Here is a 12,042-nt window from a genome sequence, read left to right as displayed (position 1 = left end):
GAACTTCATCAGCACGACGCTCCCGATCGGCCCGGCGCTGAAATCGATGTCGCTTTCTGCTGCCAGGTCGGCTGCGCCTGCCGTGCGTGAGGCCGGTTGCCGGCGCTGGTAACCGGCCTGCGCAGACCCAGGGCCGGAGCGCCTTTTGGCCAAGCGGAGCGGGCGCAACCCGCCTGCTGGCTGCGCCCGATCGGCCATACGGTCAGCCAGGGCAGCGCACGTGTCCTTCAGCGGTCGGCGTATCGCTCGCGCTGCCGATCGACATTGGCTGCGACTGCCTGACCTGCCATTGCTGGCACCGCCATGGCTGAGCATCGCGTTGCCGGTGGTCGTGCTGCGTGGCGGTTTCTTGCGGGCACTGGTTGCTGTGCTCACCTGTGGCTGGCCGGTCCATGCCCGAAGCTGGTCCGTTGCGCGGTGTTGCGACCACGCTGCGAAGTTGCACCGTCGCCATCCCGCTTGCTGTTTCGGCATCTTTGCGCGCACGTCGTGGGTCCGCAAGCTCGCCTGCAGGGGGCGCATTGGGGCGCCACTGGCAACAGGCCTATCGACGCTGAGGCCGCCAGCCTGATCACAACGGATCTGCGCGCAGCAAAGCAACGCGCACCAAAAAAAGACCGGCTCTCACGAGCCGGCCTTTGTCTTACGCAGTGAAGCAAGAATCAGCGCTTGGCGAAGGCCAGCAGATCCTTGTTGAACTGATCGGCATGGGTAATGGTCAACCCGTGCGGCGCGCCGGGGTAGATCTTCAGTTCGGCGTTGCTGATGATCTTGGCCGACAACTTGCCCGATGCATCGATCGGCACGATCTGGTCGTCGTCGCCATGCACCACCAGCGCCGGCACGTCGATCTTCTTCAGGTCGGCGGTGTAATCGACCTCGGAGAATTCCTTGATGCAGTCGTACTGACCCTTGTGACCGCCCAGCATGCCCTGCAGCCAGAACGCATCGCGCATGCCCTGGGTGACCTTGTTGCCGTCACGGTTGGCACCGAAGAACGGCGTGGTCAGGTCCTGATAGAACTGCGAACGGTCCTTGGCAACGCCATCGCGGATGCCGTCGAACACGCTCATCGGCAGGCCGCCCGGATTGGTTGGGCTCTTGACCATCTGCGGCGGCACCGCGCCGACCAGTACCACCTTGGCCACTCGCTTGCTGCCATGGCGGCCAACGTAATGCGCCACTTCGCCACCGCCGGTGGAATGGCCGACCAGGATCGCGTCCTTCAGGTCCAGCGCGTCGATCACTGCAGCCAGATCGTCCGCATAGGTGTCCATGTCGTTACCGTCCCAGGTCTGCGACGAGCGGCCATGGCTGCGGCGATCGTGTGCGATCACGCGGTAGCCGTGCTGGCCCATGAACAGCATTTGCGGGTCCCAGGCATCGCCGCTGAGCGGCCAACCATGTGCGAAGACGACCGGCTGGCCCTTGCCCCAATCCTTGTAGAAGATATTGGCGCCGTCGGGGCGTTTGACGAAATTGGACATCGGGTTGACTCCGTGAGTGGACGAGTGGGGTGGGGTGGTGGCGCGGGCGCGTGCGGGAGGTGCGGCAGTGGCGAACGCGGGCAGCGACAACGCTGCTACGGCGACCGTGCCGGTGATGAGAAAGCTGCGGCGTCCGGCATCGGCCGGATGCGCCTCTAACGGATCCATAAACACTCCTGGGGCGAGGGGCATGCAGCCCGGCGATGGCACGATGCGATACGCATCGTGCTTGCATGGGCCCGCGCCACGCGGTGCGACGCAGGCCACGGGCGTGCCGGTGCATGCGAGCAGTAGACCGCCTGCGTCGCAGCGCAGATTGCATCTGCGTGCGCTCTACAGCGGTTATCCCCAGCGTTGCGGATCAGCTCGTTCGCTGCAGTCGATGCGCCGTGATGGATCATCCGGGCATCCAGCTCGCACGACGCAATGCAGTGCCGATCAACGCCCCTCCGTGCATCGCTGCCTGGCTCTGCAGCGCACGCAGCTGCCGCATCGCATCGACCACGCCGGTTGTGCTCGCCACTCACTGCAGCGCGGTGTCCCACAGCAGCTTCAGGTTCAAGCCGACGATCACCGCCGCAATGACCCAGGCGATGCGCACCAGCCACGGCGGTGCCACCAGCGCGCCCATCAACTCACGATCCGATACGAAGCGCACCAGCGGGATCACCGCAAACGGCAGCTGCATCGACAGCACCACCTGGCTGAGCACCAGGAGCCGCGCGGTACCGGCCTCGCCATACAACCAGGTCACGATCACCACCGGCACGATGGCGATGCCGCGCGTCAGCAGGCGGCGCAGCCACGGCGGCAAGCGCAGTTGCAGGAAGCCTTCCATCACGATCTGCCCGGCCAGCGTGGCGGTGACGGTGGAATTGACGCCGGAGGCCAGCAACGCCACTGCGAACAGCGTCGAGGCCAGACCCACGCCCAGCATCGGCGCGAGCAGGGCGTGAGCCTGTTCGATTTCCTGCACATCGGTGCGGCCCTGCGCATGGAACACCGCCGCCGCCAGGATCAGGATCGAGGCGTTGATGAACAGCGCGAACATCAACGCCACGGTGCTGTCGGTCACCGCCCAGCGCAGCGCCGACTTGCGGCCCGCATCGGTGCGCGGATACGCACGTGTCTGCACGATCGACGAATGCAGGTACAGGTTGTGCGGCATCACCGTCGCACCGATGATGCCGATCGCCAGATACAGCGCACGCGGGTCGGTGACCACCTGCGCATGCGGGATGAAGCCGCCCAGCACGGCGGCGATCGGCGGTGCCGCCAGCGCGATCTGGATGCCGAAGCAGACGAAGATGATCAACAGCAGCGCGATCACGAACGCTTCCAGCGCGCGGAAACCGCGGTTCATCAGCAACAGCACCAGCACCACATCCACCGCGGTGATGATGGCGCCCACGGTCAGCGGAATGCCGAACAACAGCTTCAACGCAATGGCGTTGCCGATCACCTCGGCCAGATCGCAGGCGATGATCGCCAGTTCGCAGATGCCCCACAGCGCCAGGTTCACTCCGCGCGGGTAGCGCGCCCGGCAGGCCTGCGCCAGGTCCAGTCCGGTCGCGATGCCCAGCCGTGCCGACAGGCTCTGCAGCACGATCGCCATCAGGTTGGACAGCAGGATCACCGACAGCAGCAGATAGCCGAACTGCGAGCCGCCGGCCAGGTCGGTGGCCCAGTTGCCCGGGTCCATGTACCCGACCGACACCATATAGCCCGGGCCCAGGAATGCCAGCAGCCGGAACCACCAGTGGCCGCCCTTGGGTACGGCGACACTGGCGTGGTGATCGCCCAACCCGCCATTGGCCGCGGCAGGCAGGGGGAGGGGCGAGGCTGGTTGAGGACGGAGATCGACGGACATGCGGAGCAGGCAGGCTGGGAGTCACCCCGATGATATAGCAAGGGCTATGCTATTGAGCATTGGCAATTTAAATCGTAATGATCGGCTGCGTGCTTCAAACTACGCGTCCCGGCACTGGCGCCGGACGTGATGACGGGGATGAGGGTGGGCAAGAGCGAAAAGCTGGAAGCAGCCGCGCCGGCGCTGATCGACGCGCAGGTGCATATGGAAAGCTTCCGTCAGGTGCGCGAAGCGCGCCGCGCCGAGCTGGTCGAGGACTATGTGGAGCTGATCTCCGATCTGCTGGTCGACGGTGGCGAGGCGCGTCAGGTCGATATCGCCGCGCGCCTGGGCGTGGCGCAGCCGACCGTGGCCAAGATGCTCAAGCGGCTGGTGCGCGACGGCTGGGTGGTGCAGCGCCCGTACCGAGGGGTGTTCCTGACCCCGGCCGGCGAGGCGCTGGCGGCGTCCAGCCGGCAGCGCCATCAGATCGTCGAACGTTTCCTGCTCGCCCTGGGCATCGACGAGGCCACCGCGCGCCGTGACGCCGAAGGCATCGAGCACCATGTCAGCGAAGCCACCGTGGCCGCGTTCGCCGCCTTCCTGGATCGCCAGGGCGGCAGCGCCGCGTGAGCATGCCGGTGGAAACGTCGGTAGACGCGGCGCAGACGCTGATCGACCAGCAGTGGATGCAACGCGCCCTGCAACTGGCCGAGCGTGCCGAACGCGACTTTGACGAGATCCCGGTCGGTGCGCTGCTGATCGATGCCGGGGGCACCGTGCTGGGCGAGGGCTGGAACTTCAATATCGCCAGCCACGATCCCAGCGCGCATGCCGAGATCATGGCCCTGCGCGAAGGCGGCCGCCGCCTGGCCAACCACCGGCTGATCGGCTGCACGCTGTATGTCACGCTGGAGCCGTGCGCGATGTGCGCGATGGCGATGATCCACGCGCGCATCGCGCGGGTGGTATTCGCCGCCAGCGACCCCAAGACCGGCGCCTGCGGCAGCGTGTTCGATCTGCCCGCCGACCCGCGCCATAACCACCGCGTGCAGGTCAGCGGTGGCGTGCTGGCCGCCGAGGCCGGTCTGCGGCTGACCAATTACTTCAGGGCCAAGCGCGGCAAGCCGCCCCTCGCGCCCTGAGCGGCGCGGCCGCGGTATGATGCGCGCCCTTCAGCATCCGGCCGGCGACGGCCCTCCACAGGACGGCGATATGGCAGACACCCTTGCAGGCAACGACCGACTGATCTGGATCGATCTGGAAATGACCGGCCTGGATACCGATCGCGATTCCATCATCGAGATCGCCACCATCGTGACCGATGCGCAGTTGAACGTGCTTGCCGAAGGACCGGAGCTGGCCATCGCCCACCCGCTGGCGACGCTGGAAGCCATGGACGAGTGGAACCGCAATCAGCACCGCCGTTCGGGGCTGTGGCAGCGCGTGCTCGACAGCCAGGTCACCCATGCCCAGGCCGAGGCGCAGACGGTGGCCTTCCTGAGTGAATGGATCCGCGCCGGCGCCTCGCCGATGTGTGGCAATTCGATCTGCCAGGACCGCCGCTTCCTGCACCGCCAGATGTCGCGCCTGGAGCGCTACTTCCACTACCGCAACCTGGACGTGTCCACCATCAAGGAGCTGGCACGGCGTTGGGCGCCGACGGTGGCCAATGGCTTTGCCAAGAGCTCGGCCCACACCGCCCTGAGCGATGTGCGCGATTCGATCGACGAGCTGCGCCACTACCGCCAGTTCATGGGCGCGCTGGGCGGCGATTCCCAGGCCGACGTGCCGGCCTGAGCGCTGGCGACGGCGGCGTTGCGCGCTGTTGGCGTGTTGATTGACGGCGCCTAGTTGCGGACCACGCGCAGGCGTACGTTCGGCAACGTTTGCTGCCGACCAGGCAGGCCAGAAGCCGCACAGTGGCAGCGCATCCAACAAAAAAGGCCGCATCGTTCGATGCGGCCTTTCTGCTTTTCCATCACGCCACTGAATGCATCAGCGCGCCAGCGGCGGACCCTTGCTCAGGTCGCCGTCGTCGGCGATGCCTTTCAGCAGCAGGTCGGAGATCGGCTTGCCGTCGGCATCGTGGTGATACACGTGCAGGTCGCGCTGCGGATACGGGATGTTGAGCCCGTTTTCCAGCAACTGGTTGCGGATCTGTTCCAGCGTGGTGCTCTTGGCCGCGCCGAAATTGCCGTTGGTCGCATACGCGAACAACATCAGATCCACCGTGCTTTCGCCCAGATTGGTGACCTGCACGAACGGTGCCGGCGACTCCAGGAGGTTCGGATTGTCCTTGGCGATCTGCAGCAACAGCTGCTGGGCTTTCTTCAGATCGTCGCCGTAGCCCACGCCCACGGTCACTTCCAGGCGCCGGTTGGGCAGGGTGCTGTAGTTGACGATCGGCGAGGTGGTGATGGTGCTGTTGGGCAGGGTGATCATGCGCTCGTCGAACGAGCGGATCCGGGTCTGGAAGATCCGGATCTCGTCGACGATGCCTTCCTGGCCGGCAATCACCACATGGTCGCCATCGCGCATCGGCCGCAGCACGATCAGCATCACGCCTGCAGCGATATTGGACAGCGAGTCCTTCAACGCCAGGCCGACCGCCAGGCCGGCCGCACCCAGCACCGCGATCAGCGAGGTCGGCGGCACGCCGATCTTGCTCAGCGCACTGACGAAGACCAGCACCAGCAGCAACGCGTACAGCACGTTGCGCAGGAAGTTGGTCAGCGTGATCTCGACGCGCGCGCGGGTCAGCGCACGGTGCAGCCACTGGCTGAGCTGCTTGGCCAGCCACATGCCGACCACCACGATCAGCAGGGCCAGCCCCCAGTTGAGCGCGTATTGCGCCCACGGGATATTGGCCCAGTTGAACGCCGGCTCCACCGTCCTGGCCGCCACCGGCCTTGCGGCGACTGCTCCCGCAGCCGCCGCCAACACCGCACCCAACATACCCATCAGCTCTCGCTCTTCAACTTGGCCAGACGCAGCCAGGTGTCGACCACGGTGTCAGGATTCAGCGATACCGACTCGATCCCTTCCTGCATCAGCCACTCCGCCAGCTCCGGATGATCCGACGGCCCCTGGCCGCAGATGCCCACATACTTGCCCTTGGCGCGCGCCGACTTGATCGCCATCGACAGCAGCTTCTTGACCGCCGGGTTCCGCTCGTCGAACAGATGCGCCACGATCGACGAGTCGCGGTCCAGGCCCAGGGTCAGCTGGGTCAGGTCGTTGGAGCCGATCGAGAAACCGTCGAAGATGTCCAGGAACTCGTCGGCCAGCAGCGCGTTGGACGGCAGCTCGCACATCATGATGATCTTCAGGCCGTTCTCGCCCTGCTTGAGCCCGTTCTGCTCCAGCACCTCGATCACCTTGCGGCCTTCTTCCAGCGTGCGCACGAACGGGATCATCACCCAGAGGTTGTCCAGGCCCATCTCGTTGCGCACCTTCAGCACCGCCTTGCACTCCAGCGAGAAGGCCTTGGTGAAGGACGGATCGACGTAGCGGCTGGCGCCACGGAAGCCGATCATCGGATTTTCTTCATGCGGTTCGTAACGCGAGCCGCCGATCAGGTTGGCGTACTCATTGGACTTGAAGTCCGACAGGCGCACGATCACCGTGTTCGGTGCCACCGAGGCGGTCAGCGTTGCGATGCCCTCGGCCAGGCGATTGACGTAGAAGCTCACCGGGTCGCCGTAGCCGGCGGTCTTGGCGTCGATCTTCTTGCGGACGTCAGCGTCCTGCTTGTCGTATTCCAGCAGCGCGTTGGGATGGATGCCGATGTGCGCGGCAATGATCATTTCCAGACGCGCCAGGCCGATGCCGGCATTGGGCAGCTGGCCGAAGTCGAACGCACGCTCCGGGTTGGCCACGTTCATCATGATCTTGAGCGGGGCAGGCGGCATGTTGCCCAGGTCGGTGGTGGTGCGCTCGAACGGCAGCTGGCCGTCGTAGATGAAGCCGGTATCGCCTTCGGCGCAGCTCACCGTCACTTCCTGACCGTCGCTGATCACATCGGTGGCGTTGCCCGAGCCGACCACGGCCGGCACGCCGAGTTCGCGCGCGATGATCGCCGCATGGCAGGTGCGGCCGCCGCGGTTGGTGACGATGGCCGATGCACGCTTCATCACCGGCTCCCAATCGGGATCGGTCATGTCGGCGATCAAGACGTCGCCGGCCTGCACGCGATTCATGTCGTCCAGCGAGCGCACCACGCGTGCCACGCCGCTGCCGATCTTGGCGCCCACCGCACGGCCTTCGACCAGGATCTTGGCGTCCTTGGCTTCCAGCGAGAAACGCTCGATCTGGGTGGCGTGGCTGCGCGACTTCACGGTTTCCGGACGCGCCTGCACGATGAACAGCTTGCCGCTGACACCGTCCTTGGCCCACTCGATGTCCATCGGGCGGCCGTAATGCTTTTCGATCACCAGCGCCTGCTTGGAAAGCTCCTGCACGTCTTCGTCGCTGATCGAGAAGGTGCTGCGCAGTTCCACCGGCGTGTCTTCGGTACGCACGCGTTCGCCGGGCACATCCGAGTAGACCATCCGGATCGCCTTGCTGCCGAGCGAGCGGCGCAGGATCGCCGGCTTGCCTGCGGTCAGCGTGGGCTTGTAGACGTAGAACTCGTCCGGGTTGACCGCGCCTTGCACCACCATCTCGCCCAGACCGAAGCTGGAGGTGACAAACACCACGTCGCGGAAGCCCGATTCGGTGTCCAGCGTGAACAGCACGCCGGCCGCACCGACGCCCGAGCGCACCATCAACTGCACGCCGGCCGACAGGAACACGTCTTCGTGCTTGAAGCCATGATGCACGCGGTAAGCGATTGCGCGATCGTTATAGAGGCTGGCGAACACTTCCTTGACCTTGTGCACGACATCGTCGGCACCGGTCACGTTGAGGAAGGTCTCCTGCTGGCCGGCGAACGAGGCATCGGGCAGATCTTCGGCAGTGGCCGACGAACGCACCGCCACGGCCACTTCGCCACCGCCGTTTTCCGCACACAGCTGTGCGTATGCGGTGCGGATATCGCGGTCCAGTTCCGGCTGCAGCGGAGCATCGATCACCCAGCCGCGGATTTCCTTGCCGGCAACGGTGAGGGCGCCAACGTCCTCGACATCCAGCGTCGCCAGCTTGTCGAAGATGCGCTTGGACAGATCGTTATGCGCGATGAAGTCCTTGAAAGCCTCGGCAGTGGTCGCATATCCACCGGGAACCGAAACGCCAAGCCCGGCCAGGTTGCCGATCATCTCGCCGAGCGAGGAATTCTTACCACCTACGCGGGCCAGATCGGCCAGGCGTAGCTCATGCAACCACAGGATATTCTCGTTCAAGCGCGATGCTCCGTATGGCCATCGCCCGAGCGGGCTGGATGGCCGCGTCCGTAGGAAGAAGCCGCTATGATGCAGTGCACAGCGGAATCTGCACAAGCATGAACCCGTAAGTTTCGGACACCAGTTCAAAGAGGTGGTCTTGATGTCAACAATTCGACCGGTGTTCTACGTCTCCGATGGAACCGGTATCACCGCTGAAACGATTGGGCATAGCCTGCTCACGCAGTTCAGTGGATTCAACTTCGTCACCGACCGCATGTCGTTCATTGATGATGCAGAAAAAGCGCGCGATGCGGCGCTGCGGGTGCGCGCGGCAGGTGAGCGGTACCAGGTGCGCCCGGTGGTGGTCAATTCCTGCGTCGATCCCCAGCTGAGCATGATCCTGGCCGAAAGCGGCGCCTTGATGCTGGACGTGTTCGCGCCCTTCATCGAGCCGCTGGAACGCGAACTCAATGCGCCGCGGCATTCACGCGTGGGGCGTGCGCACGGCATGGTGGACTTCGAGACTTATCACCGCCGCATCAACGCGATGAACTTCGCGTTGAGCCATGATGACGGTATCGCACTCAATTACGACGAGGCCGACGTGATCCTGGTGGCGGTGTCGCGCGCCGGCAAGACGCCGACCTGCATCTACCTGGCATTGCATTACGGCATCCGTGCCGCCAACTACCCGTTGACCGAGGAAGATCTGGAAAACGAGCGCCTGCCGCCGCGCCTGCGCAACTACCGCAGCAAGTTGTTCGGCCTGACCATCGACCCGGAGCGGTTGCAGCAGATCCGCCAGGAGCGGCGCGCCAATTCACGCTACAGCGCGGCAGAGACCTGCCGGCGTGAGGTGGCCACCGCCGAGCGCATGTTCCAGATGGAGCGCATTCCGACCTTGAGCACCACCAATACCTCGATCGAGGAAATTTCCAGCAAGGTGTTGTCCACGCTGGGGCTGCAGCGCGAGATGTTTTGAGGCAGGAATTGGTTGGCGGGATTGGGGATTGGGCCGCGCGTAGCGTATTCACGATCCGGAGCTGCCGTGACGTGTCACGGTCGGTCGGCGAGCGTCAAGCAAATCAAGCGGGCGGGGCAGGGCTCCGCCAAGGTAGGCCTGCCGGTGGCAGGTCGTCAATGCTGCCCGTGCGGCAGCGCAGCGTGTAGGATCGGTTCATGGCGCAAGCACTGAGTAAACTCGAACGCATCCCCAAGTTGAGCCGGTTCGGCTGGCTGATGGGCTTGTACGCAGAAAACTTCCAGCATCTGACCCGGCTGTTCGCACCGGCCGACCTCGCTCCCGGCTCCTATGTCTCGTCGATCGGCGATGGGCTGGACCTGCGTCTGGACGTGATCGAGTGCCACCGCTACACGGTCGAGCTGCGGCTGACCTACGACCTGTGCGATCCCGTCACCGGCGAGCCTGACCCGTCGGCCTACGTGCGCCTGTACCGCGATGCGCGCCAGGCCGAGACCACCCATTGCTACGTCGGCCGTCGCTGGCAGGACGTGATGGGCATGTTCCCGCCGCCGGCCGAGCTGATCAGCCACCGTATGCGGATGAATACGTTCCTGGGCAAGTGGCTGGACTATCTGGCCGAGCGCGGCCATGGCGTGGCTACCTTGCGTCTGGATACCGACTACGTTGCGCCACCGCGCCCGGGCTCGCAGGCTGCGGTCGGCTGAGGCTGCGCCACGCCGCTTGCACAGCATCGGTCATACTGATGCGCTCGATTCCAGCTCGCCCGCCATGCCCTATACCCCCATCGTCGCCACGCTCGGCTACCTGTTGTCGCCCGACGGCACACAGGTGTTGATGATCCATCGCAATGCCCGCCCCGGCGATCAGCACCTGGGCAAATACAACGGGCTCGGTGGCAAAGTGGAGCCGGACGAGGACGTACTGGCCGGCATGCGCCGCGAGATCCGCGAAGAGGCCGGCGTGGAGTGCGGCGACATGCAGCTGCGCGGCACCATCAGCTGGCCGGGCTTCGGCAAGCAGGGCGAGGACTGGCTGGGCTTCGTGTTCCTGATCCGCAGCTTCGAAGGCGAGCCGCAGGCTTCCAACCCGGAAGGCACGCTGGAATGGGTGGCGATCGACCGCATGGACCAGGTACCGATGTGGGAAGGCGACCGCAATTTCCTGCCGCTGGTCTTCGATGGCGACCCGCGTCCGTTTCACGGCGTGATGCCGTATCGCGACGGGCGCATGCAGTCGTGGACGTATTCGCGCATCTGAGCGAGATTGAGGGAGTGCGCCGCCGCCCAGGCGAGCGCGGCTGTTACTGCTGGCTGGCGCGGTCAACGCAGTGCCGAAGTTAAGCCTCCGCCGTCCTTAATGGACTTCGATCTGCTGGCGCCAATGTGTATGCGATCGACCTGGCGAGCGCAAGCGCAAGCCGGCGCTGCATGCTGTGGCGACATACCGGCCGCATTCCGCCTCTACGCACTTCTCAACACCGGTTGTGGATGAAGTCTGCGCAAGTCTGTGGACAACTGCGCGCGCGCCTTGCGGCGCAAGGCGGCCACGGAAGCTGGTGAAAATTTCGCCAGCCGCGCTTACTGCGCGGTCCAGCCGCCATCGATGGCGATCGCCTGCCCGGTGATGTTGCGCGCGGCATGCGACATCAGGAACGCGACCGTGCCGGCGAGTTCGTCGTAGTCGATGAAGGCGCCCTTGGGCATCGGCTTGAGCATCACATCGCGAATCACTGCGTCTTCGGCGATGCCGCGCGTGCGCGCCTGGTCGGCGATCTGGCGCTCCACCAGCGGGGTGCGCACATAGCTCGGGCACAGCGTGTTGACGGTGATGTCGCAGTCGGCGGTTTCCAGGGCGATGACCTTGGCCAGGCCGACCAGGCCGTGCTTGGCGGCGACATACGCGCTCTTGTAGGGGCTGGCGACCAGCGAGTGGATGCTGCCGATGTTGACGATGCGCCCGTAGCCGGCCGCGCGCATGCCGGGCAGGAGCGCGCGGCTGAGCCGTGCGGCGCCGGTCAGCATCACATCCACCAGCAAGGCCCAGCGCTGCATCGGAAAGTCTTCCAGCGCGGCAACCTGCTGCAGGCCGGCATTGTTGACCAGCACCTGCGGCGCGCGCGTCACGCGCGCCAAGGCCTGCGCGATGCCGTGGTCATCGGTCACGTCTAGCGCCAGTGCTTCGGCCGAGCCGCCGGTGTCGCGCAGGCGCTGCGCGGTGCGTTCGGCTGCCGCCAGGTCCATATCGCTGACGATCAGATGGTGGCCGCCGGCGGCCAGCTCGGTTGCGATGCCGGCGCCGATGCCGCTGCCTGCGCCGGTGATCAGGATGCTGCGCTTCATGCTGTCCTCGGTGTCGATCGTGCCCGGCCGGAGCGGCCACGCTGATCGCCAGCCTAGC

Annotated in this window: 11 protein-coding genes; 6 read left to right on the top strand and 5 right to left on the bottom strand. The window is 65.3% G+C overall.

All coding sequences use genetic code 11. The annotated features are described in order from the left end of the window. Positions 1-662: 662 nt before the first annotated feature. Together GGR73_RS06005 and GGR73_RS06000 are read right to left on the bottom strand one after the other, a co-directional pair. On the bottom strand, positions 663-1,487 hold the full coding sequence (locus GGR73_RS06005; protein WP_024939189.1) for an alpha/beta fold hydrolase: 825 nt from the start codon (positions 1,485-1,487) through the stop codon (positions 663-665). A 523-nt stretch (positions 1,488-2,010) separates the two neighbouring features. Next, a complete protein-coding gene (locus tag GGR73_RS06000; protein ID WP_184456024.1) occupies positions 2,011-3,357 on the bottom strand; it encodes an Nramp family divalent metal transporter in 1,347 nt (448 codons plus the stop codon). A 144-nt stretch (positions 3,358-3,501) separates the two neighbouring features. Between GGR73_RS06000 and mntR the strand changes: the two genes are divergently transcribed. From mntR to orn, 3 genes are all read left to right on the top strand, one after another. Further along, positions 3,502-3,969 (top strand): manganese-binding transcriptional regulator MntR, encoded by a 468-nt coding sequence (gene mntR, locus GGR73_RS05995; RefSeq protein ID WP_024939187.1) that lies wholly within the window; start codon positions 3,502-3,504, stop codon positions 3,967-3,969. A 2-nt stretch (positions 3,970-3,971) separates the two neighbouring features. Next, positions 3,972-4,481, top strand: coding sequence for a tRNA adenosine(34) deaminase TadA (gene tadA / locus GGR73_RS05990; RefSeq protein WP_102256631.1), 510 nt, complete (start codon positions 3,972-3,974; stop codon positions 4,479-4,481). A 70-nt stretch (positions 4,482-4,551) separates the two neighbouring features. Continuing rightward, positions 4,552-5,136, top strand: coding sequence for an oligoribonuclease (orn, locus tag GGR73_RS05985; protein ID WP_024939185.1), 585 nt, complete (start codon positions 4,552-4,554; stop codon positions 5,134-5,136). Between the two features lie 198 nt (positions 5,137-5,334). Here the strand turns inward: orn and GGR73_RS05980 are convergent, their stop codons facing one another. Beyond that, positions 5,335-6,300 (bottom strand): mechanosensitive ion channel family protein, encoded by a 966-nt coding sequence (locus GGR73_RS05980; RefSeq protein WP_126966110.1) that lies wholly within the window; start codon positions 6,298-6,300, stop codon positions 5,335-5,337. Then, positions 6,300-8,678: a phosphoenolpyruvate synthase gene (ppsA, locus tag GGR73_RS05975; RefSeq protein ID WP_184456022.1), complete on the bottom strand. Its 2,379-nt coding sequence runs from the start codon at positions 8,676-8,678 to the stop codon at positions 6,300-6,302. Before ppsA ends, GGR73_RS05980 begins: the two co-directional genes overlap by 1 nt. 142 nt (positions 8,679-8,820) lie before the next feature. Between ppsA and ppsR the strand changes: the two genes are divergently transcribed. The 3 genes from ppsR (at position 8,821) to GGR73_RS05960 (ending at position 10,902) form a co-directional block, all read left to right on the top strand. Then, positions 8,821-9,642: a posphoenolpyruvate synthetase regulatory kinase/phosphorylase PpsR gene (ppsR, locus tag GGR73_RS05970; protein ID WP_024939184.1), complete on the top strand. Its 822-nt coding sequence runs from the start codon at positions 8,821-8,823 to the stop codon at positions 9,640-9,642. A gap of 197 nt (positions 9,643-9,839) precedes the next feature. Next, the gene (locus GGR73_RS05965; RefSeq protein ID WP_016904415.1) at positions 9,840-10,349 is read left to right on the top strand and encodes a DUF1249 domain-containing protein; all 510 of its coding nucleotides are present in this window, start codon (positions 9,840-9,842) and stop codon (positions 10,347-10,349) included. A 64-nt stretch (positions 10,350-10,413) separates the two neighbouring features. Further along, complete coding sequence (locus GGR73_RS05960; RefSeq protein WP_065031556.1) at positions 10,414-10,902, top strand: NUDIX hydrolase; 489 nt, start codon at positions 10,414-10,416, stop codon at positions 10,900-10,902. Positions 10,903-11,222: 320 nt separating this feature from the next. Here GGR73_RS05960 and GGR73_RS05955 read toward each other — a convergent pair whose 3' ends face one another. Next, positions 11,223-11,984, bottom strand: a complete 762-nt coding sequence (locus GGR73_RS05955; protein ID WP_046345955.1) for a 3-hydroxybutyrate dehydrogenase — start codon at positions 11,982-11,984, stop codon at positions 11,223-11,225. Positions 11,985-12,042 lie beyond the last annotated feature (58 nt).

This window comes from Xanthomonas sp. F14 (assembly GCF_014199865.1).
This window is presented reverse-complemented; position numbering and strand designations above follow the sequence as displayed.